Source organism: Candidatus Pelagibacter sp., from assembly GCF_052049835.1.
Lineage (GTDB): Bacteria > Pseudomonadota > Alphaproteobacteria > Pelagibacterales > Pelagibacteraceae > Pelagibacter.
This window is the reverse complement of sequence record NZ_JBNGZF010000001.1, coordinates 28,839-53,771: the sequence shown is the minus strand read 5'-3', so window position 1 is coordinate 53,771 and position 24,933 is coordinate 28,839. Positions and strand designations below refer to the sequence as shown.

At 30.5% G+C, this 24,933-nt stretch carries 26 protein-coding genes; 8 read left to right on the top strand and 18 right to left on the bottom strand.

The window, feature by feature from the left end:
* Positions 1–57: 57 nt before the first annotated feature.
* The 5 genes from ACTT9R_RS00270 to ACTT9R_RS00250 are packed head-to-tail and all read left to right on the top strand — an operon-like array spanning position 58 to position 5,774.
* Entirely contained in the window at positions 58–1,227 is a 1,170-nt protein-coding gene (locus tag ACTT9R_RS00270; protein ID WP_440926083.1) for an LLM class flavin-dependent oxidoreductase, read from the top strand.
* Positions 1,224–2,927 (top strand): thiamine pyrophosphate-binding protein, encoded by a 1,704-nt coding sequence (locus ACTT9R_RS00265; protein WP_440926082.1) that lies wholly within the window; start codon positions 1,224–1,226, stop codon positions 2,925–2,927. The genes ACTT9R_RS00270 and ACTT9R_RS00265 overlap by 4 nt, the downstream gene beginning before the upstream one ends.
* The gene (locus ACTT9R_RS00260; RefSeq protein WP_440926081.1) at positions 2,924–3,511 is read left to right on the top strand and encodes an amino acid synthesis family protein; all 588 of its coding nucleotides are present in this window, start codon (positions 2,924–2,926) and stop codon (positions 3,509–3,511) included. The genes ACTT9R_RS00265 and ACTT9R_RS00260 overlap by 4 nt, the downstream gene beginning before the upstream one ends.
* A 6-nt stretch (positions 3,512–3,517) precedes the next feature.
* Positions 3,518–4,300, top strand: a complete 783-nt coding sequence (locus ACTT9R_RS00255) for an alpha/beta fold hydrolase (RefSeq protein ID WP_440926080.1) — start codon at positions 3,518–3,520, stop codon at positions 4,298–4,300.
* Positions 4,293–5,774 (top strand): aldehyde dehydrogenase, encoded by a 1,482-nt coding sequence (locus tag ACTT9R_RS00250; RefSeq protein ID WP_440926079.1) that lies wholly within the window; start codon positions 4,293–4,295, stop codon positions 5,772–5,774. Before ACTT9R_RS00255 ends, ACTT9R_RS00250 begins: the two co-directional genes overlap by 8 nt.
* 11 nt (positions 5,775–5,785) lie before the next feature.
* Here ACTT9R_RS00250 and panB read toward each other — a convergent pair whose 3' ends face one another.
* From panB to ACTT9R_RS00205, 9 genes are read right to left on the bottom strand one after another with little or no spacing between them, the layout of a single operon-like run.
* Positions 5,786–6,556 (bottom strand): 3-methyl-2-oxobutanoate hydroxymethyltransferase, encoded by a 771-nt coding sequence (gene panB, locus ACTT9R_RS00245; protein ID WP_440926078.1) that lies wholly within the window; start codon positions 6,554–6,556, stop codon positions 5,786–5,788.
* 11 nt (positions 6,557–6,567) lie between these two features.
* On the bottom strand, positions 6,568–6,987 hold the full coding sequence (locus ACTT9R_RS00240) for a VOC family protein (protein WP_440926077.1): 420 nt from the start codon (positions 6,985–6,987) through the stop codon (positions 6,568–6,570).
* 21 nt (positions 6,988–7,008) lie between these two features.
* The gene (guaA, locus tag ACTT9R_RS00235) at positions 7,009–8,571 is read right to left on the bottom strand and encodes a glutamine-hydrolyzing GMP synthase (RefSeq protein WP_440926076.1); all 1,563 of its coding nucleotides are present in this window, start codon (positions 8,569–8,571) and stop codon (positions 7,009–7,011) included.
* Entirely contained in the window at positions 8,561–9,001 is a 441-nt protein-coding gene (locus tag ACTT9R_RS00230; RefSeq protein WP_440926075.1) for a tetratricopeptide repeat protein, read from the bottom strand. Before ACTT9R_RS00230 ends, guaA begins: the two co-directional genes overlap by 11 nt.
* The gene (gene guaB, locus ACTT9R_RS00225; RefSeq protein WP_440926074.1) at positions 9,001–10,077 is read right to left on the bottom strand and encodes an IMP dehydrogenase; all 1,077 of its coding nucleotides are present in this window, start codon (positions 10,075–10,077) and stop codon (positions 9,001–9,003) included. Before guaB ends, ACTT9R_RS00230 begins: the two co-directional genes overlap by 1 nt.
* A 37-nt stretch (positions 10,078–10,114) precedes the next feature.
* Entirely contained in the window at positions 10,115–10,726 is a 612-nt protein-coding gene (locus ACTT9R_RS00220; RefSeq protein WP_440926073.1) for an RlmE family RNA methyltransferase, read from the bottom strand.
* The gene (locus ACTT9R_RS00215) at positions 10,727–11,638 is read right to left on the bottom strand and encodes a glycosyltransferase (RefSeq protein ID WP_440926072.1); all 912 of its coding nucleotides are present in this window, start codon (positions 11,636–11,638) and stop codon (positions 10,727–10,729) included. It lies immediately after the preceding gene.
* On the bottom strand, positions 11,638–12,441 hold the full coding sequence (gene pssA / locus ACTT9R_RS00210) for a CDP-diacylglycerol--serine O-phosphatidyltransferase (RefSeq protein WP_440926071.1): 804 nt from the start codon (positions 12,439–12,441) through the stop codon (positions 11,638–11,640). Before pssA ends, ACTT9R_RS00215 begins: the two co-directional genes overlap by 1 nt.
* A gap of 3 nt (positions 12,442–12,444) precedes the next feature.
* On the bottom strand, positions 12,445–13,092 hold the full coding sequence (locus ACTT9R_RS00205) for a phosphatidylserine decarboxylase (protein ID WP_440926070.1): 648 nt from the start codon (positions 13,090–13,092) through the stop codon (positions 12,445–12,447).
* 76 nt (positions 13,093–13,168) lie between these two features.
* Between ACTT9R_RS00205 and ACTT9R_RS00200 the strand changes: the two genes are divergently transcribed.
* A complete protein-coding gene (locus ACTT9R_RS00200) occupies positions 13,169–14,383 on the top strand; it encodes an NADP-dependent isocitrate dehydrogenase (RefSeq protein ID WP_440926069.1) in 1,215 nt (404 codons plus the stop codon).
* Here the strand turns inward: ACTT9R_RS00200 and alaS are convergent.
* The 6 genes from alaS to ACTT9R_RS00170 form a co-directional block, all read right to left on the bottom strand.
* Positions 14,375–17,041, bottom strand: coding sequence for an alanine--tRNA ligase (gene alaS / locus ACTT9R_RS00195; protein WP_440926068.1), 2,667 nt, complete (start codon positions 17,039–17,041; stop codon positions 14,375–14,377). The two genes, ACTT9R_RS00200 and alaS, sit on opposite strands and share 9 nt — an antisense overlap.
* 94 nt (positions 17,042–17,135) lie before the next feature.
* Entirely contained in the window at positions 17,136–18,290 is a 1,155-nt protein-coding gene (recA, locus tag ACTT9R_RS00190; RefSeq protein WP_440926067.1) for a recombinase RecA, read from the bottom strand.
* A 107-nt stretch (positions 18,291–18,397) separates the two neighbouring features.
* Positions 18,398–19,690 (bottom strand): TolC family outer membrane protein, encoded by a 1,293-nt coding sequence (locus ACTT9R_RS00185; protein ID WP_440926066.1) that lies wholly within the window; start codon positions 19,688–19,690, stop codon positions 18,398–18,400.
* Positions 19,687–20,658 (bottom strand): uridine kinase, encoded by a 972-nt coding sequence (locus ACTT9R_RS00180; protein ID WP_440926065.1) that lies wholly within the window; start codon positions 20,656–20,658, stop codon positions 19,687–19,689. Before ACTT9R_RS00180 ends, ACTT9R_RS00185 begins: the two co-directional genes overlap by 4 nt.
* Positions 20,624–20,989: a GFA family protein gene (locus ACTT9R_RS00175; RefSeq protein WP_440926064.1), complete on the bottom strand. Its 366-nt coding sequence runs from the start codon at positions 20,987–20,989 to the stop codon at positions 20,624–20,626. Before ACTT9R_RS00175 ends, ACTT9R_RS00180 begins: the two co-directional genes overlap by 35 nt.
* Positions 20,990–21,001: 12 nt before the next feature.
* Complete coding sequence (locus tag ACTT9R_RS00170; RefSeq protein ID WP_440926063.1) at positions 21,002–21,385, bottom strand: VOC family protein; 384 nt, start codon at positions 21,383–21,385, stop codon at positions 21,002–21,004.
* 187 nt (positions 21,386–21,572) lie between these two features.
* Between ACTT9R_RS00170 and ACTT9R_RS00165 the strand changes: the two genes are divergently transcribed.
* On the top strand, positions 21,573–21,968 hold the full coding sequence (locus tag ACTT9R_RS00165; RefSeq protein ID WP_034390305.1) for a LexA family protein: 396 nt from the start codon (positions 21,573–21,575) through the stop codon (positions 21,966–21,968).
* The gene (locus tag ACTT9R_RS00160; protein WP_440926062.1) at positions 21,946–23,223 is read left to right on the top strand and encodes a Y-family DNA polymerase; all 1,278 of its coding nucleotides are present in this window, start codon (positions 21,946–21,948) and stop codon (positions 23,221–23,223) included. The genes ACTT9R_RS00165 and ACTT9R_RS00160 overlap by 23 nt, the downstream gene beginning before the upstream one ends.
* 9 nt (positions 23,224–23,232) lie before the next feature.
* Here the strand turns inward: ACTT9R_RS00160 and ureG are convergent, their stop codons facing one another.
* From ureG to ACTT9R_RS00145, 3 genes are read right to left on the bottom strand one after another with little or no spacing between them, the layout of a single operon-like run.
* Positions 23,233–23,844, bottom strand: a complete 612-nt coding sequence (gene ureG, locus ACTT9R_RS00155; protein ID WP_440926061.1) for an urease accessory protein UreG — start codon at positions 23,842–23,844, stop codon at positions 23,233–23,235.
* A complete protein-coding gene (locus ACTT9R_RS00150) occupies positions 23,841–24,521 on the bottom strand; it encodes an urease accessory protein UreF (RefSeq protein ID WP_440926060.1) in 681 nt (226 codons plus the stop codon). The genes ureG and ACTT9R_RS00150 overlap by 4 nt, the downstream gene beginning before the upstream one ends.
* Positions 24,487–24,930: an urease accessory protein UreE gene (locus ACTT9R_RS00145; protein ID WP_440926059.1), complete on the bottom strand. Its 444-nt coding sequence runs from the start codon at positions 24,928–24,930 to the stop codon at positions 24,487–24,489. The genes ACTT9R_RS00150 and ACTT9R_RS00145 overlap by 35 nt, the downstream gene beginning before the upstream one ends.
* Between the last annotated feature and the right edge of the window lie 3 nt (positions 24,931–24,933).

The following is a 24,933-nucleotide window of genomic DNA, read 5'->3' as shown; positions in this document are numbered from 1 at the left end:
CATAGATTTACGAAAGTGGGATCGGTCGTCTTTAAATTAACTTTTAAAGGAGGCTTTATGAAATTTGGTTATTTTTGTAATACCACAAACTGGACACACAAACCTTACCATCAGTTGTTAGATGAAACTAAAGAAATCACAGAATACTGTGATCAAAATAAATGGAATTCAATTTGGTTTACAGAGCATCACTTCAATCATGAAGGAATGGAAACTTGTACTAATCCATTGATGATGGGTGCAGATGCAGCTGCTAGAACGAAAAATATTAGAATAGGTCAGGCTGCAAACGTTATTACTTTCCATAATCCAATAAGATTAGCAGAAGATATTGCAACATTAGACCAACTTTCAAAAGGAAGAGTTGAGGTAGGTGTAGCAAGAGGAATCTATGGTAGAGAAGCAATAAATTTAAACAAAGAGGCTGATTTAAAAGATCAGGCTAAAAATTTCAGATTATTTGCTGAAACTTTAGAAGTATTAAAAAAAGCATGGAGTGAAAAATTTTTCAGTCATCAAGGAGAATTTTATACTTATCCTTCGCCAAATTATGTCTGGCAGCATGATATGAGTCCTCCTAGTGAAGAATTTATGAATATGGAAGACAGTACTATGAAAAAAATTAGTGTTGTTCCGCAGCCTTATCAACAGCCACATCCTCCAATTCATCAAGTAGTTGATGGAATTAGATCGATTGAGTGGGCTGCTGAAAATAATATCAATGTTATTATGTGGATACCGACTGTAAAAGCTTTGAAACCAAAATTTGAAGCTTATAAAAATAAAAGATCAGAGGTAACAAAGAAAAATATACCACTTGGCGAAGGTGTTTCGCTTGTAAGAGATATGTTCGTTGCAGATACGATGGAAGAAGCAAAAGAGAAGGCTGGTGAACATATGGTAAATTATATGAGATGGGTTTGCCATTGGAGAGGTTTAGGAAACCATATGGACCCAGGTGAAGAATTACCAGAGACAAAAGGGAAATTAGATTTATTAAATTATGAATTTTTGCATAAAAGAAACATGTTATTTGGAACACCAGAATATGTGATTGATAAAATTCATGAATTAAAATCTGAACTGAATTTACAAAATTTACAAGTTTGGTCTAATTTTCCAGGTGTAAAGCATAAAGATTGTATGAAAAGTATAAAACTTTTCACAGAGAAAGTTATGCCTCACTTCCAAGATGATTTTGATACTGAAGTAAAAAAAGTTTCGTGAATAAAAAACGAAAAAGAATTAGCGGCGGACAAGCTGCTGTTCAATCATTAAAAAAAGAGAGAGTAAAACATGTTTTTGGACTTATTGGTTCAGCAACAATGGAAATTTTTGATGCTCTCTATCATGAAAAAAATATAAAATTTATTGGCGTCAGAGATGAAAGAACTGGCACACATATGGCTGATGGTTATGCAAGAGTCTCGAATAAACCTGGGGTAATTATTGCAGGGCAAAACGGACCAGGTGCTACTAATTTAGTTACAGGAGTTGCTCAAGCAAAAGCAGCCTTTTCTCCAGTTGTTGCAATTGCAGGTTCGTATTCAACTAAAGATAAAATGGAAGATGCATTTCAAGGTTTAGATCAACAGTCTTTGTTTACACCTATTACAAAAAAAACTTGGACTATAAAAAATTCAAAAATAATACCAAAAGTTATGAGTGATGCTTTTAATTTAGCAATGAAACCTAGAAAAGGACCTGTTTGTGTAAATTTACCAAGAAATATATTAGCAGCATCAAACTCCTATAATATTAATACTAAAAAACCATCGTTCACAAATGAGAGTAAAAAAAAAGGAAATAAGGAAAATATCAAAAAAGCTGCAAGATTAATTGGATCCTCAAAATGTTCGGTAATTATTGTTGGTGCTGGAATAAAGTATAATTCTAAATATAAAGAGGTAATAAAATTAGCTGAGCTATGCAATTTACCTATTGTTACAGCAGCAGGTCATGGAGACGCAATTCCATTTGGTCATAAATTAAATGCGGGGCAAATGGGTCCTAGAGGAAATCCTGTAGCATCAAGATTAGTTAAGAATGCAGATGTCATTTTAGCAATTGGAACACGTTTGGGGTTTAATTCAACTTTTTACTCATATGAAAATATAAATAAACAAGCAAAGATAATTCAAATTGAACTAGAAAAAACAATGCTTGGAAAATATTTTGCCGTAAAAGTAAGGATACATGCGGATGCTGCAACTGCAACTAAACAACTCTATGAAGAGATTAAAAAAGAGAAGATTAAAATAAATGTTAAAGATTGGACTAACTCTTATTTAAAAGAGAGAAAAGAATATTTGATAAATAGAAATAAAGAAAATTTGGGTCCAAATTTTCCTATACAGCCAAAAGGGCTATTTAAACAATTAAGAAAAGTGCTACCAAGAAACTCAGCGATTACTCTAGATGCTGGAACGTTATGCTTGCAGGCTACAGATGCTTTAGAATATTATGATCCTCCTTCATTATTTACTCCATTGGATTTTGGTTTAGTTGGTTTTTCTTTTGCATGTGGACTTGGAGTGAAAGTTGCTAAGCCTGAAAAAAGCGTTGTTAGTCTTATGGGTGACGGAGGTTTTGGCATGACAATATCTGAATTGAGCACTGCTGTTGAATATGGAATTAATACGACAACTATTGTAATGAACAATAAAAGTTGGGGTGCTGAAAAAGCTTATCAAAAAGATTTTTTTGGAAAAAGATATTTAGGTGCGGATATTACCAGTCCATCCTTTGATAAAGTTGCGGAACTTTATGGTGCAAAAGGTTTTAAAGTTAAAAAAATTTCTGAGATTAGCGAAGCTGTAAGAGTAGCAATTAAATCTAATAAGCCATCTGTGATAGATGTTGATGTAGATCCAAAAGCATTATACAGTTTTAGAAGAGATAGTTTCAAACATAGAATAAAAAAATGAAATTAGAATTAAGAAAATTTACAAAATTTATAGACAAAACTTTTATTGAAGGTGGTAAAGAAGCGAAAGAACCGGTTTTAATGGTATCAGTAGCAGCAGTGTTTAAAAATCCATGGCATGGTCAAGGTTTTGTTGAAGATCTTAGACCAACTATTTTAGATCTTGCGCCAAAGTTAGGTGATTTACTTGTTCCAGAATTGATTAAAGAAATAGGATCACCTGAAAAAATATTAGCATATGGCAAAGCAGGTGTAGTTGGACTGAACGGTGAAATAGAACATGCTTCAGCTTTTATTCACACTTTAAGGTTTGGTAATAAATTTAGAGATGCTGTTGGTGGAACTTCCTATTTAAGTTTTACAAATACAAGAGGACCTGCTGGATCAAAAATTGCAATTCCTATGATGCATAAAACAGATTCTGGATTGAGACCATATTACCTAACTCATGAATTTACTATTCATGATGCGCCCTTCGATGATGAGGTGGTTATAGCGATTGGTGGGGCATCAAGTGGTAGAGCACATGCAAGAACTGGTGACAGATATCAAGACATGAAAGAAATGGGTATTGAGCCAAAATAATTCTTGATGACGACGGGAACTACTGCCTCAGGAACTTATTACTTATTCAATAAAAAGAATCAAGATGTTCCAATAGTATTTGTGCATGGTGTAGGTCTTACTCACGAAATATGGCAGCCTCAGCTTGAATTTTTTAATTATCATTCAACTCTTGCCTACGACATTTTAGGTCATGGAAAAACTTCATTAGAAAATAAGGAAATAAGTTTTGATGATTTTTCTGACCAACTTATTGAATTAATGGACCATCTTAATATAAAAAAAATACATCTTGTAGGTTTTTCTATAGGGTCTTTAATTGCACGAAATTTTGCAACTAAACATAATGAACGTTTACATACACTAACTCTGCTATGTTCTATTTATAAAAGAACTGAGGAACAACAAAAAATTGTTAATCAAAGGTTTGAGCAAGCAAAACAAGAATTAAAACTATCAAAGCAAGCTTTAAAGAGATGGTTTACTGATAAGTATTTAGAAAATAATCCAAAAATATATGAGAAAATCAGTTCAATTTTATCTGCAAATAATATGAATAATTTTTTAAAAGTTTACGAGCTCTTCGTTAATCATAAAAATGATGAAGATTTTAATAAAATTACAGCTAATACACTCGTTATTACAGGTGAATATGATATTGGCTCAACAGTAAAAATGTCTCAAGAATTGAATGCTTTAATCTCTAAAAGTCAATTAAAGATCATTAAAGATGGAAAACATCTTTGTGGTATTGAGTGTGCTGATGATGTAAATTTAACAATCAAAAATTTTATTGGATCAAATGAGTAAACTTAAACAATATAAAATGTTTATTAATGGTGAGTGGGTTGACTCTGAAAGTAAAAAAACATTTGAAACTCTAAATCCAGAACACAATGAGCCTTGGGCAGTTGTTCCTGAAGCTAGTGCAAAAGATGTTGATAATGCAGTTAAAGCTGCTCAAAAAGCATTTGAGGGTGAATGGCCCAAGCTACTTCCCAGAGAAAGAGCTAAATATTTAAGAGCTATTGGAAATCAATTGAGAGAGAATGCAGAAATGCTAGGAGAAATAGAAACGATTGATACTGGAAAACTTTATAGAGAAACAAAAAAGCAAGCTGTTTATATAGCTGAATACTACGACTATTACGCCGGTTTAGCAGATAAAGTTGAAGGAACAGTTTTGCCAATAGATAAACCAAATGTTCAAGCAATAACAACAAGAATACCTATAGGTGTTATAGCTGCAATAATTCCTTGGAATTCACAAATGTTTTTAACTGCTACTAAAGTAGCACCAGCGCTTGCAATGGGTAACACAGTTGTAATTAAATCCTCTGAACTTGCTCCTGCTGTTCTGTTTGAATTTGCAAAATTAATTGAAAAAACTGGTATCCCTAAAGGTGTGGTGAATGTAATTACAGGATTTGGAGATCCTTGCGGTAAAAGTTTAACTACTCATAACTTAGTTGAAAAAGTTGCTTTTACTGGTGGTCCTGAAACAGCGAGACATATAATTAGAAACTCAGCAGAAAATTTATCAGAGGTAAGTTTAGAGCTAGGTGGGAAAAGTCCTGTTGCAGTGTTTGATGATGCTGAACAAGAAAATGCAATAAATGGGATTACAGCCGGAATATTTGGAGCAAGTGGTCAAAGTTGTATAGCAGGATCAAGACTTTACTTGCAAAAGGGAATTTACAATGAATTTTTAGATAAACTTTCAGAACGTGCATCAAAAATCAAAATTGGAGCACCAATGGATCCAGAAACTGAGATGGGTCCTTTAAGTAATTTTAAACAATTAGAGGTAATAGAAAAAAATATTAAAGATACAATTAATCAAGGTGGAAAAATTAAGTGTGGTGGTGAAAGAAATTCTTTTTCGAATAAAGGATATTACTTTCCTCCTACAATTATAGAATGTGATAATCACAATCTGCCAGTAGCAGAAAATGAATTGTTTGGACCTGTATTATCAGTAATGAAATTTGATACTGAAGAAGAAGTAATTGAAAAAATGAATGATAATCAATATGGATTATCATCAGGTGTATACACTAGCAATCTTGCGAGAGGAATGAGAGTTTCTAAAGCAATAAGAGCAGGAATTACTTTTGTGAATACTTATAGATTAATTTCACCTTCAGCTCCATTTGGAGGAATTAAAGACAGTGGCTATGGCAAAGAAGCAGGTCTAGACTCTATTAAAGATTACACCAGAGTAAAAACAACTTGGTTTTACACTTCAGACGAGCCTACGCTTGATCCTTTTTCAATAAGATAAATTTATTTTAATTAATAAGAATATTTTTTTGACGGAAATTGCGCTCTTCTAACCTCTTTTGAATAATTTGATACAGCTTTTTTAATTTGATTATGAATATTTGCATATTTTTTTACAAATCTAGCATTAATAGGGTTAAGTCCAATAAGATCATCAAAAACTAATATTTGTCCATCACAGTTATTTGAAGCTCCTATTCCAATAGTTGGAATATTAATTTGTTTGGTTACGTACTTGGCCAATGATGTTTCAACACATTCTAACACAATTGAAAATACTCCTGCCTTTTCTAATAATTTTGCATCTTTCAAAATTTTTTCTCTTTCAGATTTTTTCTTACCTTTGAATTTGAATGTCTTATCTGACTGAGGAAGTAATCCTAAATGACCCATTACAGGAATTTTATTTTTTATTAAAGTTTGGATAGAGTTATAAATTTTTTTTCCACCTTCTAATTTAACAGCATCACATTTAGTCTTTGATATTATTTTTTTTGCATTTTTAAGTGCTTCTTTTGGATTTCTGTAAGTATTGTGAGGCATATCGACAACCATTAAAGCTTTCTTAACCCCCATTCTTACACTCTTTGAATGTTCAATCATCATATCCAAAGTTACCTGTCGAGTAGATTTATAATTATATAAAACGGAACCAAGAGAGTCTCCAACAAGAACAATATCACAATAGTTATCTAAGATTGATGCTATATTTTTAGAGTAAGCTGTTAAGCTAACAATTTTACTTTTGTTTTTTTTTGCGATTAATTTCTTTATTTTATCCATTTGAATGGATATTACCAAGTACCAGTATTCTCCATAGAAGCCCAAGGTTCTTGGGGATCTAAATATCCATCTTGAAGTAATTCAATTGAAATTTTATCTGGCGATCTAACAAAAGCCATATGCCCGTCTCTTGGAGGTCTATTAATTGTATAACCCATGTCTTTTAACTTTTGGCAAGTTTCATAAATATTATCTACTCTGTAAGCTAAATGGCCAAAATTTCTTGAACCCTCACCTAGCTCGTCGCCATCCCAGTTGTATGTTAATTCAATTTCTGTCTTTTCATCATTTGGTGGAGCAAGAAAAATTAAAGTGTATCTTCCTTTTTCACTATCTTTCCTTCTTGTTTCTTTAAGTCCAAGACCCTCACAAAAAAATTTAAGAGATGCATCAACATCACTAATTCTAATCATTGTATGTAAATATTTCATATTAATACTTATAGTTAAAAATTATTCTAATTCAATAGTACTTGGTGGCTTTGATGTAACATCATATACAACCCTATTTATTCCTCTTATACTATTTACAATTTTATTAGATATGTTTTGCATAAAACTCTTATTAAATTCATAATAATCTGCTGTCATACCATCTTCAGAGGTAATTGCTCTTAACAAACACAAATATTCGTAAGTACGATTGTCTCCCATGACTCCAACAGTTTTAACTGGGAGCAAAGCTGCATAGGCTTGCCAAATTTTATGATAAAGACCATGATCTTTTAAAGCTTGGATAAAATAATAATCTGCTTCCTTTAAAATTTTAATTTTGTCATTTGTAATTATCCCAGGCATTCTAATGGCTAACCCAGGTCCTGGGAATGGATGTCTTGAAATAATTTCTTTACTTAAATTTAATGCCAATCCTAATTTTCTTACTTCATCTTTAAATAAGAACTTTAGCGGTTCTACTAATTTTAAATTCATTTTTTTGGGCAAACCACCAACATTGTGATGAGATTTTATTTTTGAAGTTTGGCTGCCAGTAACAGACTTACTCTCAATTAAATCGGGATAAAGAGTTCCCTGTGCTAAAAATTTAACATTTTTAATTTTCTTAGCATATCGCTCAAATATTTTAATAAATAAATTACCAATTATTTTTCTTTTTTTCTCTGGATCAGAAACATTTTTTAATTTTTTTAAAAATTCTTTTTCAGCATTTACATAAATTAAATTCATTTTTAAACGCTTCTTAAAAGTTTGAACTACTTGTACTTCCTCATTTTTTCTTAAAAGACCAGTGTTTACAAAAATACAATAAAGTTTTTTTCCAATAGCTTTATTTAACAATTGAGCGACTACACTGCTATCCACTCCTCCTGACAATGCACAAATAACTTTATTATTTCCAACTAGTTTTCGAACATCTCTAATGAGCTGATTTTTTTGATCTTTAGAGGACCAATTTCGTTTTATTTTACAAATTAAAAAAATAAAATTACTTATTAATTTTTTTCCGTTTTCTGTGTGAGTCACCTCTGGATGAAATTGCACTCCATAAAATTTTCTTATTTTATTTTCAACAATAGCAAATTTTGAATTCGTGCTTGATGCAACAACTTTAAAATTCTTAGGAAGTTTTGAAACTTGATCAGCATGACTCATCCAAACTTGTTTGGATTTTTTATTTCCAAAAAAATTTGTTGTTAAAGGACTGTTATTTTTTTTATAAACATTAGCTAGACCAAATTCTCTATGTTTTGATTGTTTTACTCTTCCACCATTAAGTTTTGACAAAATTTGATGCCCAAAACATATTCCAAGAACAGGTACATCAAGCTGTATAATTTTTTTATCAAATGAATATTTATTTATTTGATAAACATTTAATGGACCACCAGATAATACAATTCCTTTAATACTGTGATTTATGTCTTTTAGTTTTATTTTTTTGTGACTAACTATTTCTGAAAACACACCTAATTCTCTTACTCTTCTTGCAATTAATTGAGTAAATTGAGAACCAAAATCTATTATTAAGATTTTATTAAGGTTTTGATCAAGACTCATTATTTTCAGGTTCAATATTTTTTAATGACTCTTGAATATCTTTGTTTTCATCACATAAATTTTTACAAACTTTCACAAATTTATCAGAAAGATCTTTGACTTTTTCATAATTCGATTTTTCTAATGCAATTTTCATTAACATTAATAAAGCGTCCTCATTATCTGGCTCAATTAAAAGTGTTGTTTCTAAATTGTATTCTTCTTTTCTTTGATTTTCTTCTTGGTTATAAATTTTTGCTAAATATAAATAAGACTTTGCGTCTTTTGGATTAAAAACTATATTTCTTTCAAATAAAAAACGCGCATCTTCATATTTTTCTTTTTTAAACAACTTTAAAGCTTCATTAAAAAAATTTTCTTTACTAAAAGACGTATTGTTAAAAGAAACAGTTAAAAGTATTAATCCTATTAATTTAAAAAATTTTCTCATTAATATTTACTATCGTTTTTTACCACATCTACATTATGAACCATACTTTCATAAAATCCAGCTTTTGTAATTTTTACAAATTGTGGTTTATTTCTTAATTTAATGATTGTTTTTGACCCAAGATAACCCATGGAAGATTTCAATCCACCAATTAATTTATAAATAATACTCCCAACATCTCCTTTATATTTTACAAAACCTTCAACTCCTTCAGGTACATATTTTGAAGAATCTTTTTGTTTTTTTTGAAAGTATCTATCAGCTGATCCTTTATTCATAGCACCTACAGAACCCATTCCTCTAAAACTTTTGAAAAGTTGTCCATTTTTTTTAATTAATTTTCCTGGAGTTTCATTAGTACCTGCAAATAATGAACCAATCATTACAGCATCTGCACCTGCCGCAAATGCTTTAGCCAAATCTCCAGAATATTTTATTCCCCCATCTGAAATTATTTTAACATTTTTATTCTTTAAACCAGTTCTTACAGTTAAAATTGCGCTTAGTTGAGGAACCCCTATTCCAGCAACTAATCTTGTAGTGCAAATAGAACCTGGCCCTATACCTATTTTAATTATATCTACTCCTAATTTTATTAGGAATTTTGCAGCTTCTGGTGTTGCAATATTGCCTGCACACAACGCAATTTTTTTAGATTTATTTTTTTTAATATATTTTATTATTTCAGAAACTTTTTTTGTATGACCGTGCGCTGTGTCTACTACGATTAAATCTACACCTTCTTTAATTATTTCTTTAGCTCTAATAAATTCACTAGCTGATGCACCTACAGCCGCTCCAACAATTAGTTTTTCTTTTTTTACTTTTTTGATTTCTGATAGTTGTTTTTTAATATCAAGGTTTCTGTGAATTACTCCAATACCCCCAGCTTTAGCTATAGCTATTGCCATTCTACTTTCTGTTACAGTATCCATTGCAGATGATAAAAGAGGAATTTTAAGTTTTAAATACTTTGTTAAAGACACACTTGTGTCTGCATCAGAGGGTAATATTTCTGAATACTTTGGAGCTAATGTAACATCGTCAAAGGTAAGTGCTTCTTTTATAGGAACCATAATCTTTTATATATGATTCCTTTTAAATTAAAAGTCTCTATCGAATCTTTCTACAAACTATGAAACTTTCTTTTGAATCTTTTCTGCTAGATTTTGGTTTAAAAACCTTAACTTCTTTAAAATATTTTTTTCCCTCTGCGACGATTTCGTTAAATGTACCACCCATAAAAATTTTTGAGATAAAATATGCATTTTCTTTCATAAGATCTTTAGCAAAGTGGATAGCTTCTTTACATAGCTCTCCAGTTTGAATTGAATCAATATTTTTAATTCCAGTTGTATCTACAGCCATATCAGACATTACAACATCTACTTTGCCATTGATGTTTTTCTTGATTTCTTCTTGAGTTTTTTCTTCAGTAAAATCTCCTTGAATTTGAATACTATTACCTATGGGTTCCATTTTTTTAAGATCTATAGATATTAACTTACCACTCTTGGCTGTTTTCATGGCATATTGTGACCAGGAGCCAGGAGCAGCACCAATATCAATAACTGACAAACCTCCTTTAAAGATTTTAAATTTTTCATCAATTTCCATTAATTTATAAGCTGATCTTGCTCTATAACCATCAACTTTAGATTGTCTAACATAGATATCTCTACGCTGCTTATTTACCCAGTTTTTAGAGATTTTATTTTTTTTCAATTAATTACTATATCTTAAACTTTTAAGTATTTTTTTATCTTGTAAAGTTTTAATTTCAATTTTTATACTTTTATCAATTCTCATGTCTTTACCATCTTTCCAAATCCCCGCAGCTAAGTGCATAATTCCAATTTTATAATTTGGAAGAAATGGTTCAACAAAAGTATCATTGTCCTCATCAAATTTTGGTAAAAGGTTGCTTGTAATCCAATTGCAATTTAATGGTAAAAACTCTGTTTCTAAATCATCGATATAAACAGACATATTAATTGCAAGTCCTTCACTCCCAAAAATATTTCCAGCTTTTAACGCTTGAGATAAATTCTTCTGCCATGAAGCCCACCCTGGAGAAGTATTTTCTAATGAAAATACACCTATGTTAATATGAGGAGCAAAAGCTAACTTCCTAGCTTTATCATAACCAATATTTGATTTCACTGCATGTTTGAAATTTTGTGATTTGATTATAGCAAGTTTACCAAATAACCAATTTACTCTTGAAGTAATTTTATATCCAGGTCCTATAGTTTGAGTAATACCTAATTTCCCATTATCACAAGCTTTAAAATAAAGCTCTATACACTCCCAATCATTTACCCATGCATCACAATCAATCCATAAATACTTTTCATAATCAGGAAAATATTTAGGTAGAAATGCTCTAGATACCTGGCTTTTTAACCACTCTTTACCTTTAACTTTATATCCAGGAACTTCAATATCCCACTCGGCAGATTTAATTTCATCAACCTTTTTAAGTAAAATTTCCTTTTGGTCATCGGTTAATCCTGCATCTAAAATACAAATTGCAACATTCTTGCTTTCATTAAAACTTTTTATTGAATCTACTAGTTCGTTTAATAAAGGAAAATAGTTTGCGTCAGCTAAAGATACAATGACATTTTTTTTCATTAAAGTACGTCTTCAAGATCATCTTCATCTTGAATTTTGTCATTTTCATGAATTTTTTTCATTTTTTGATAGTGAAAAAAGCTAATTGGTATCAAGCTTAAGTAAATTATGCTGCTTATAGCAATAACATTAAATGTATAAATTAATAAAAGTCCAAAAAATAGAACAATTGTAAATAATAAAAAAATTGTTGCTTTTCTTTGGATCACTATTTTTTTAAAAGAATAGGTTGGAAATTTACTTATTAATAAAAATGATGTTCCTATAAAAAAAACTGGAACGATTATTTCGTAATTAATTTTTATATAATCAAATCCACTTAAACTTATAATTAAAGGTGTTAAAACTAATATGCCACCAGCAGGTGATGGAACCCCTTCAAAGAAATTATCTTTCCAAGAAGGTTCTTGATTAGAACTAATATTAAATCTTGCAAGTCTTAAAGCTACACAAATCACATATACCAAACATAATAGCCAACCAAACCTACCAAAAGTATTTAGTTTCCAAAAATACATTATAAATGCTGGCGCAACACCAAAACTTATCATGTCAGTGAGTGAGTCTAATTCCTTACCAACCTTTGAGGTTCCTTTTATTAATCTTGCAATTCTTCCGTCTAAACCATCTATTAAAGCAGCAAATATTATAGCAATGATCGCTAAATGAAACTCTCCACTTAATGCAAATCTAATTGAAGTTAGACCTATACAAACCCCAATCAATGTAAGCATGTTTGGAAGAAGCATTCTTGCATTCTTTTTGTCTGCAACTAATTTAAAATTATTCTTTGGTTGTTCCATTTATTATTTTTTTGCTAGTAACGTTTCTCCAGAAATTGCAGTTTGACCTACTTTAACAAGTGGTTCATAGTTTTCGTAATAGACATCCGCTCTGCTTCCAAATCTAATCATGCCAATTCTATCACCTTGATTTAATTCCTGATTTTTATTTGTTTCACAAACTATTCTTCTTGCAACCAATCCTGCAATTTGAACGACTACAATATCATTCCCATGTTTGTCTTTAATTTTATAATAATTCCTTTCATTGTCTTCGCTTGCTTTATCTAAAGATGCATTTAAAAATTTTCCTGGTTTGTACAAAATATCTTCAACAATACCTGAACATGGCGTTCTATTCACATGACAGTCAAAGACGTTCATAAAAATACTTATTTTTTTAAATTTTTTATTTTCTAGTCCAAGTTCTTTTGGACCATCTACCTCTTCAACTTTAATAACTTCTCCATCTGCAGGGCTTACTAGGTAACTATCATCTCCTATAATTGTTCTTTCTGGATCTCTAAAAAAATAATAAACCCAAACAGTCAGTAATATTCCTATTAATCCTAAAAAATTATTAATAATTAGAAAAATGATAGCTATGAATACAGCTATAACTATAAACTTGTAACCTTCAGTGTGAATCTTTGGAAATATCTTACTAAACATATTCTTCTATTTGCTAATTTTCGATTAATATGTATATAAAATGATCAAATTCAATTAATAAGATAATTTTTATTTAATGAGCAAAATCAAGGTAAAAAACCCAGTTGTCGAGCTGGATGGCGATGAAATGACACGTATTATATGGGAGTTCATCAAAAATAAATTAATCCTCCCTTATTTAGATCTTGGTATTGAATATTACGATTTAGGTATGAAAAGTAGAGATAATACAGATGATCAGATTACGATCGACTCTGCGAACGCCATTAAAAAAATTGGTGTTGGAATAAAATGTGCAACGATTACCCCTGATGAAGCGAGAGTAGAAGAATTTGATTTAAAAAAAATGTGGAGATCTCCAAACGGAACTATAAGAAATATAATTGGAGGAACAGTATTTAGAGAACCAATTATTTGTAAAAATATTCCAAAACTTGTTCCCTCTTGGACTGATCCAGTGATTATTGGAAGACATGCATTTGGTGATCAATATAGAGCAACAGATTTTAAAGTTCCTGGAAAAGGAAAAATGGAAGTGAAGTGGACATCAGAAGATGGAAAAGATGAAATTAAATATGAAGTGTTTAATTTTACTGGTCCTGGTGTGGCTTTATCAATGTACAATTTAGATAAGTCTATTGAAGACTTTGCAAGATCTTGTTTCAGTTATGGGTTAATTAAAAAATGGCCTGTTTACATGTCTACAAAAAATACAATTCTAAAGCAATACGATGGAAGATTTAAAGATATTTTCCAAGAAATTTTTGAGAGAGAATATAAGAGTGAATTTGAAAAAAATAATTTGACTTATGAGCACAGGTTAATTGATGACATGGTTGCATGTGCAATGAAGTGGAGTGGAAAATATATTTGGGCTTGCAAAAATTATGATGGAGATGTGCAATCAGATACTATGGCACAAGGTTATGGGTCTTTAGGGTTGATGACAAGTACATTGTTAACTCCAGATGGAAAAGTAATGGAAGCAGAAGCTGCACACGGTACAGTAACTAGACACTACAGAATGCATCAACAAGGAAAAGAAACTTCAACAAACCCTATCGCATCAATTTTTGCTTGGACTAGAGGATTAGCTCACAGAGGTAAATTAGATGGCAATGATGAACTAATCAAATTTGCTCAAACCTTAGAAATAGTTTGTATTGAATGCGTTGAAAGTGGATCAATGACTAAAGATTTAGCAATTCTTGTTGGTCCAAATAGTAAATTCTTAACTACAAATCAGTTTTTAGATGAAATTGACGGTAATTTAAAAAAGAAATTAAACTAAAGTCTTAAGCTTTTCAAAAGCTTCCTCAATTTTTGACTGATCCTGTCCACCAGCTTGAGCAAAGTCTTTTCTTCCTCCGCCGCCTTTACCACCAATTATTTCAGATCCAACTTTAACAAATTGAACTGCATCAAACTTGTTAGTTAAATTATCAGTTACTCCAACAGCTAATCCAACCTTGTCATCTTTATTTGCAAACACAACTACAATACCTTCTCCTAAATCTTTTTTACCTTTGTCTACGAGTTTTCTTAATTCTTTTGGAGGTAATCCATCAATTTTTTGAAATCTTAACTTAACTTCATTAATTTCTTCATCTTTAATAATATTTTTAGATTTATCCTCTAAAATTGCATTTACTGAGATAGTCTCTAATTGTTTAGTTAAATTTTTTATTAAAGTTTTTTGGTCAGTTTCTTCTAAACTTGGTTTTCCACCCAATTTAATAATTTGCTGACTTATATCTTTAATTGTTTCCTCATCTTTTTCTGCGGATAGGTTTGATAATTTCTCTTTATTTTTTAAATATTCTACTAATTGCTTATCTCTTAAAGCCTCAATTCTTCTAACGCCTGCAGCAATTGATGATTGGCTTACGATCTTAAATTTACCAATATCACCAGTATTTTTTACGTGTGTTCCACCACACAATTCTGTTGAAAAATATTTTCCATCCTCGTCTCCCATAGAGAGAACCCTTACTTCATCTCCGTATTTTTCACCGAATAATGCTAATGCACCATTTTCAACTGCCTCATCAGGTGTCATTAATCTAGTTTTTACATCAGATTTTTTAGAAACCATTTTGTTTACAAACCCCTCTATTTTATCGATTTCCTCATTCAAAATTGGCTTCATATGGCTGAAATCAAATCGCAATCTACTTGGCTCTACCAAAGATCCCTTTTGAGTTACATGAGTACCAAGAACTCTTCTTAAAGACTCGTGCAATAAATGGGTTGCAGAGTGATACGCACGTGTATTATCTCTTCTTTCTACATCAATTTTTAACTCTACACTTTCCTGTAATTTTATGGATCCACTCTTAACCTTTCCATAGTGCACAAATAAATCTCCAAGTTTTTTTTGAACATCGGTTACTTCAAATTTAAAATCATTTGATACTATTTCACCAGTATCACCAACTTGCCCACCAGACTCACCATAGAAAGGGGTTTGATTTACTATAATCATTCCTTCATCATTTTCTTTTAATTGATCAACTTCTTTATTATCTTTTAAAAGAGATAAGACGATACCTTCAGCTTGGTTAGTTTCATATCCTAAGAATTCAGTTGCTTCTAATTTATCTTTTATTCCAAACCAAATATCTTCAACAGCTGCATCACCAGAACCTTTCCAATTTTTTTTAGCAAGTTCTCTACTTTCCTTCATTAAAGATTGAAACTTTTCAGTATTGATTGACATAGATTTATTTCTTAAAATATCTTCGGTAAGATCCAACGGGAAACCATAGGTGTCATATAATTTGAAAGCTACCTCGCCTGGCAAAACTTTATCTATTTTAGATATTTCGTCATTTAAAATTTTTATTCCTCGATCTAGAAGAACTAAAAATTTTTCTTCTTCCATTTTTAAAGTTTCTTTAATTAAAGATTCAGCTCTAACTAACTCAAGGTAGTTTCCAGACATTTCATTTTTAAGAGTATCAAACAAATTATAAAAAACAGGTTCTTTAGATCCCAGTAAATGAGAATGTCTCATCCCTCTTCTCATAATTCTTCTAAGAACATATCCTCTTCCTTCGTTTGATGGCAAAACTCCTTCAGCAATTAAAAACGAGCTTGCTCTTAAGTGATCAGCTATTACTCTAAAACTTGCTAGATTAGATTTGTCCGATTTAACTTTTGTAATTTCAGATGCGGCACCAATTATTTTTTTAAAATGATCTGTTTCATAATTATCATGTGAACCTTGCAATAAAGCAGCTATTCTCTCAAGTCCCATTCCTGTATCAACAGATGGTTTTGGAAGATTAATTCTTTTATCTTTAGTAACTTGTTCGAATTGCATAAAGACTAAGTTCCAAATTTCAATAAATCTATCTCCATCCTCATCTTTAGAACCAGGTAAACCTCCTGGTAAATGATCTCCGTGATCAAAAAAGATTTCAGAACAAGGGCCACATGGACCTGTCTCACCCATAGACCAAAAATTATCTGATGTAGCAATTCTAATTATTCTATCATCGCTAAAACCCGCTATTTTCTTCCAAAAATTGAAGGCCTCATCATCCTCGTGGAATACTGTTACGTACAGCCTGTTTTTATCTATTCCAAAATCTTTGGTTATTAAATCCCATGCATAATGAATTGCTTGCTCTTTAAAATAATCACCAAAAGAAAAATTTCCTAACATCTCAAAGAAAGTGTGGTGCCTTGGTGTGTAACCAACATTTTCTAAATCATTATGCTTACCACCTGCCCTTACACATTTTTGTGAAGTGGTAGCTCTAACGTAATCTCTTTTTTCTAATCCTGTAAAAACATTTTTAAACTGAACCATCCCAGAATTAGCAAACATCAATGTAGGATCATTATTGGGAACCAAATTACTAGACTCCACAATCTTGTGATCGTTCTTTTCAAAATATTTTAAAAAAGTATTTCTTATTTCATTGAGTGTTTTGTCTGCCATATTTTTTAAAATACAGCTTTTTTAATCTATGTCTAGATACTGAAGGGAAAAAAGGCGCTTAAATTAAGCGCCTTTTATTAATAAAGATGACCTATTAATTCTTTTTAGATGGAGGAGTAACTTCTGCTTTATCAGCCTCTTCTTTTTCAGCTACTTTCTTTTCTTTCTCTAATTTTTCAGGATCGATTGGATTTCCTTCTATTTTCTTAGAAATCACACCTGCTTTTTCTCTGATTGCCATTTCAATTTCTGCAGCAACTTTAGGATTTTGAGCTAGATAAGTCTTAGCATTTTCTCTACCTTGACCAATTTTCTCACCCTTGTAAGCATACCAAGCACCTGATTTTTCAATGATATCTGCTTTTGAACCAAGATCGACTAATTCACCCATCTTGCTAATTCCTCTTCCATACATCAAGTCAAACTCAACAACTTTAAATGGTGGTGCTACTTTATTCTTAACTACCTTCACTCTTGTAGAGTTACCAATAATTTCATCTTTATCTTTGATTGCACCAATTCTTCTAATATCCATTCTTACAGATGAATAAAACTTAAGTGCATTACCGCCTGATGTAGTTTCTGGACTTCCAAACATCACTCCAATTTTCATTCTGATTTGGTTAATGAAAATCATCATTGTATTTGTATTTGATATTGAGCCTGTTAATTTTCTTAACGCCTGACTCATTAATCTTGATTGAAGACCAACATGATGATCTCCCATCTCACCTTCAATTTCAGCTTTTGGAGTTAAGGCTGCAACAGAGTCAATTACAATTACTGAAATAGAGCCTGATTTTACTAGTGTATCAGCGATTTCTAATGCTTGTTCACCGGTGTCTGGTTGTGAAATTAAAAGTTCTTCTGTATTTACTCCTAATTTTTTTGCATAAACTGGATCTAATGCATGCTCTGCATCAACAAATGCACAAATGCCTCCAGCTTTTTGAGCTTCAGCAACAACTTGTAATGCTAATGTTGTTTTTCCAGATGACTCTGGTCCATAAACTTCAACAATTCTTCCTTTTGGTAATCCACCTATACCTAAAGCTAAATCAAGACTTAAAGAGCCTGTTGAAACAGATTCAATATCCATAGCTCTTTTTTCTCCAAGCTTCATTACTGAGCCTTTTCCAAAATTATCTGTAATTTGAGCTATTGCAGCGTCTAACGCTTTGTTCTTTTCTTTAACATCCATTTCTTGATCTTTAGTAGATTTAACTACTTTTAGGTTATTTTTCGTCATTTTTTGCCTCTTTTTTTAAATTTTTTAACACTCGAATCATAAAATAAATGTACACATTTTGTTCTCTTTAGCAATATATTTATTTTTAACCCGAAAAAATCAAATATTTACTTAAGTTTTAGATACTGACTGTTAAGAAGTCCTACTGCTTTAAGCAGATTGTATTGAGCCATTAGATAATTTTTCTCAGAACTTGCTAAAGAAATTTGAGCCGAAAGCAATAACGAATTTGATTGAATAACATCAAGTGTTGTTCTTGATCCTCTTTCGTACTCTGCTGCAATTCCTTCATTAGCTATTTCAGCAGTACTTACTTGAACTTTTACAGATTTCAAAAAACTTTCTGAAGATTGCAAACTTGACCACGCACTTGCAACATTAGTTTCATTTGTCCTGATTGCGTCATCTAAAAGTAATCTTTTTCTAATTTTTAGATTTGAATTTTTATTAATTTTTGATCGTTTTTTTCCACCAGAATAAAATGGCCAGCTAAGAGTAGCTTTTAATACATCTTGTTCTTTTTCATCTATAGTAGAACTTAAATCATCTGAATAAGTTCTTTGTAATGATAATGACGCTGTAGGTTTTAAATCGGATTCTGAAATTGCTAAATCTTTTTCAGATTTTTCAAAGTCTAATTTTGCAATTAAAATATCTGGATTATTTTGTTTCGAAAGATTTAATGCTTCATCTAAAGTTGACGGTAAAGAAACAATTGCATTAGCATTTTTTTGTAACTGATTTGGATCACTTATTTTTCCAATTATATTCTCATAATTAAGCTTACTAATTAATAAGTCACTTTTGGCTTTTGCAAATTGAGCTTGAGCTCCTGCAAGTGATGATTCAGATTGTGCTAAGTCAGTATTTGTAATTTGCCCTCTATCTCTTCTAATTTGATCATTTTCAACTTGTCTGATTAAAAGATTTAAATTTTTTGCATTAATATCCAGAGTTTCTCTAGCCAAAATTAAATTTGTAAAAGCATCGATAGCTTTATGAAGAATATCCTGTTCTTTTTTAACTAATTTTGCTTGAGCTAAATCTAAAGCAGTGATATTTTTTTCAAGTGTAAGATCCCTTCCATAATCTAGAATAGTTTGTTCTAATTTAATTGAAGTTGAGAATGGATCTACATCGCTTATGGTTGCGTTACCACCGCTTTGATTTGTTAACTTATTTGTATCCTCAATGCTTTTTGATCCACTTAATGTTAATGATGGTTTATAATCAGATTTTGCAATATTTACGTCTTCCTCGGATGCTTTAATATTTTCTCTTTCAGCGTTTAATTGAATATTATTTTGATAAGTTTGATTTAGTGCGTCATGAAGCGTAACTGCCAAAGCATTACTGAAATATAATGTTGATGTGATTACTATTATAAATATTTTATTCATTTCGATTTATATATAGTAGTTTTAATTTGGTGGTTACTGTTTAAATTTAAAATTATAGAGGCAAATTTAGGCATATCTTTAAACATATTTTGAGTAATTCTTTGATAGGTTTGCATAAAGTTAATTACATCCCCTTTACTCATTATCTTATGACCTCCCTTCTTCTTTGTTTTTAACCATAGTTTATGTTCCTGCTTTAATCTCCACTTTTGCAATAAACTAAAGTTTTTTGCTTTTAAGTAAATCATACAATTTAACTGTGAATATAGCTTTTTATATTTAGTTTTTAATTGTTGATTAACATATTTTCTCCAAACAAGTTTATGATCATTTGCTTTTTCCATAGAATTAATAGATTTTTTTAATGTCTTGTTCGTTTCTGCTCTTGCTCCAACACACCATCCTTCAAAAATAATAACATCTGGTCTTTTATTGATTTTGTTCCATTTATTTTTTGGAAATCTGTCATCAATTGCCTTATTAAAATTTGGTAATTTTAATTTTTTGAATTTTTTACTTTTTGATTTTTTAAAGAAATCTAACATCATATTGATATCATGAGTCCCAGGAACTCCTCTTGTTAGTAACATTGGGTGTACTTTTTTTGATAAAGCTATTCTTTCTTTTCTAGTTTTATAAAAATCATCAATAGAGATCTTGAATACTTTCAATTTAAAATACTTTTCCAATATTATCTTTATTATGGAGCTAATAGTTGTTTTGCCTGTTCCTTGTCCTCCAGCTAACCCAACAAAGTAGGGTTTTTTGTAATCTGCTTTTTTTGCAATCCAAAAACATATTGGGATTAAAAAATTCTTAATCATCCCTTCTTTATTACCAAACTTTTCAGTAGAGGTTTCTTGTGATTTAATAAATTTAAAACAATCTTTTTTAACTTTCTTAAAACACTCTTCAAATAATTTCATTGGATTTTTATTTTTCTTGATCCATTGGATGGTTAAGACCATCAAAGAAAGCTACTTCTTTTAAATCTTCTACTTTAACCTCGTCTACACATCCCATATTAAATCCAGTCATAGCGGGTGCACTTCTTGGATTATGATGGGTATAAATTCCACATTCAGTACAGAAGTAATGGTTAGCAACTTTAGTATGGTACTGATAAAGTTTTAATTTATCTTGTCCTTTAGTAACTTTAAAGTCTTCATTCTTTACCATACCCATAGTTGCATTTTTTCTTTTACAAATAGAACAATTGCATCTTACAATTTTTGCTAATTCATTTACTGTAGCATTAATTTCTGCTTCAACAGCTCCACAATGACAATTTAATTTCATATATCTCCTTTTTTATTTTAAAACACTTTTTGCTGCAATCTTATTTCCATCTAAGTCACGAATATATCCATAATAATTTCCATCTTTTCTAACACCAGGTGCCCCCTCATCTGTTGCTCCTTTTGATATTGCAATCTCATAAAATTTTTCTACTGCCTCTTTTGACTCTGCTAAAAGTGTTACTTGTGATCCATTACCCATAGTTGCTGGTTTACCATTAACTGGATTGGTTATATAAAATATTACTTTCTCTGGATCACTTGAATGAGCATAACCAATATATTTTTCTGTAGTTAGAATTTTTTTTAAATTTAATGGTTCAAATGCTGCATCATACAGCTCGCTTGATTTTTTATAATCATTAGAACCAACCATTACAAAATCTAAAATACTCATAATCAAATTAAAATTTATATAACTTAATAACCAACTTAAACTACTAGTGGTTGAAGTTATCCACAAGCATACAAAATGTAGTTTGGATGTTCACGTTTTGATTCACTTTTGATTCAGTTACAGACTCAAAATACAACCTCTTGAGTGTATTGTATAAATAGTCTATAAATTAGAACAAAACAAGAACATGAAACTAACAATCCCTTATTATCTACATAAAGCAGGCGCTGGTTTTCCTTCCCCCGCTACAGATTATATCGAAGAAGATATTGATCTGAACATGCATTTAATAAGAAATGTTCCAGCAACTTTCATCATCAGAGTTCAAGGTAAATCCATGGTCGATGTTGGAATTAATGATGGAGATTTATTAGTGGTTGATAAAAGTTTAAAACCAAAAAACTTTTCAACAGTGATTGCAAATGTTCATGATGAACTTGTAGTTAAAACTTTAGTTCAAGAAAGAGATAAAAAATTTTTAACTTCTGGATCTAAGGAATTTTCTGACAGAATTTTAATTAACGAAGAACAAGATATTTTTATTTGGGGGGTTGTTACTTATGTCATCCATTCTACGTACTAAAAAAATAGCATTAATTGATTGTAATTCTTTTTATGTCTCATGTGAGCGATTATTTAACCCCAAAATAAGAAGAAAACCTGTTGTAGTTCTATCTAATAATGATGGTTGTATCATTTCAAGATCAAATGAAGCAAAAGCTTTAGGTATTAAAATGGGAGAACCTTACTTTAAAGCAAAAGATATTATTCTTAAAAATAAAGTTGAAGTTTTTTCATCTAATTATTCTTTATATGGAGATTTATCAAGAAGAGTGATGCGAACTCTTAAAAGATTTAATTCAGAAATAGAAGTTTACTCCATTGATGAAGCATTTTTAGATTTATCAAACTTTCCTGATACTGAAGTAGAAAAAGTTGGAAAAGAAATTAGAGAAACAGTTTTACAATGGACAGGTATTCCAACCAGTATTGGAATAGCTAATACAAAAACTTTAAGTAAAGTTGCAAACCATATTGCTAAGAAAAAACAATCAGGGGTAACAAGTTTAATTGGAATAGAAAATCTAGATCCTATTTTAGAAAAAGTTGAAATTAATGATGTCTGGGGAGTTGGTAGACAATTAACTAAGTTTTATCAAAAGCATGGAATTTATAATGCTAAACAACTTAAGAATAAATCTAATACCTGGATCAAAAAATCTTCAAATGTTTTAAGTTCAAGAACTGCAATGGAGCTTAGAGGAATTTCTTGTATTGGATTAGAGACTACGACTACTAAAAGAAAGAGCTGTGTAGTTTCAAGATCATTTGGAAAAAGAATTGAAACATTTCAAGAATTAAAAGAAGCAGTTGCAAATTATTGCTTAAATGCCTCTGAAAAAATTAGATCAGAGTCATTAGTTGCAAAAGCAATTACTGTATTTGTTAGGACTAGTCCCTTTCAAAGAAACTTTGGATATTATTCAAATGCAAAGACTATTGATTTTCCAATTGCAACAAATAATAGTATTGAAACAGTTAAGACAGCAGTTTCAATACTTGAAAGTATTTTTAAAAATGGTTACCGTTATCAAAAAGCAGGTGTAATGCTAACGGGTTTATCTAATGCAAGTGACAAAACAAATTTATTTACTTCTGAAAAGGATGAAAAGATAAATAGCTTAATGCGATCAATTGATAATACTAATCATCGATACGGAAGATCTACCTTGAGTGTTGCAAGTGCTGGGATTCATAAAAAATGGAATATGCGAAGACAGTATTCTTCTAAGATTGATACAGCTGATTTCTATTGTTTGCCAACAATTAGAGCATAATAAAAAACTCTATAGTCCACCTGATGAAAATAAGAATTTAGCAACATCTTCAACACCAATTTGTTTTTTCATCTGGCAAAAAACATAAGGTAAGCCATTTCGGGCCTTTTTTACGTCTTCTTTCATGGTTTCGAGATTGACTTCTACATGAGGAGCTAAATCTGTTTTGTTAATAATTAACAAGTCTGACTTTTGGATAGCAGGACCACCTTTTCTTGGGATATCTCCACCCATACCAACATCAATAACATAAATAGATAAATCTACTAATTCTGGACTAAAGGTTGCTGCTAAATTATCTCCACCTGACTCGATTAAAATCAAATCAAGATCAGGAAATTTTTTTTTCATGTTTTCTACAGCAAGCATATTAATTGAAGCATCTTCACGGATTGCTGTATGTGGACATCCTCCTGTTTCAACTCCTTTGATTCTCTCAAGAGGTAAAGCTTGAACTTTCATTAAAAATTCTGCATCCTCTTTTGTATAAATATCGTTTGATATTACAGCCATAGAAATTTTCTTTGATAAAAATTTACACAATTCAGCTGTTAAACTTGTCTTCCCTGCACCAACGGGTCCACCTATTCCAACTTTTAATGGTCCATTTATATTTTTCATGTCTTATAAATTCGCGTTTTCAAATTTTCATGCTTGATACTATAAATATCACTATTAAAACAAATTCCACCTAAGTCTTCTAAATTTAAATTTTGATTTTCTTTTTCTATTTCTCTTATTAATTCGTAAGTTTTAATTATACAGTCCTGTCCAATTTTTTGCCCAATTGGTATATGTTTAATGCAAACATTTATTAGATTTGATACAAAGGATTGTAGATAAGATAATATTGTTAAGTTAAGTGGTATATCAAAATGTTTAGCTGCTTTAGCAACTGCAATTGGATAAGCAGTATTTTCAAGAATTTTAAAATCCCAACTATCAGCTAACACTTTTCTAAAAGCATTACCCATTTCAATAGACTCTATTTTTCTTTCTTTGGATGGACAAAGAGATAAGGCTAGTTCATTTAACTCTTCTCCCTGATAGGTATATTTCATTAAAATTATATCATTTTTACCTGTTCCATATTTTAAGATACATTTTAAATAATCCAGAATATCTTCTTTTGACTTAATAAAATTATCATTAATCATTGCCTCTAAACCATGAGAATATGAAAAACTTCCAACAGGAAATGAAGGTGAAAACCAAGTTTGAAGAATTTGCAAAGACTCTTTCAAATCTTTTTTATTTTTTAATTTAGTGTTTATGACTATGGGTTCTACCAATTCCATATGCTCCTCCCTCTGGTTTAAAAGGTCTTAAAACTTTCTTAACCTTTCCTCCTAATTTTAATATCATTTTTTTTATTACTTCATCATGTTGAATAAAAATTCTATCTTTTTCAATTTGACATGGCATATGCCTATTTCCAATATGCCATATAAGTTGCATTAAATTTTTACCTTTTATTTCAAGTAAACTTTCTTTTTTGTTTTTTATTAAAATCAAGTTTCCACTTTGAAGCCTAAACGCTTGATTTTCTGAAAGTGATTTTGTCTCTGGTAAATTGACTAAAAATTCAAAACCATTATCTGAAACAAGTTTTTTTCTTCTTAAAAATCTCTCATCATAAGATAAAGATATGTGATCTCTTGCTTTATTTTTGGCTATTTTATTAACTATTAAAAAACAATTATCCATAAG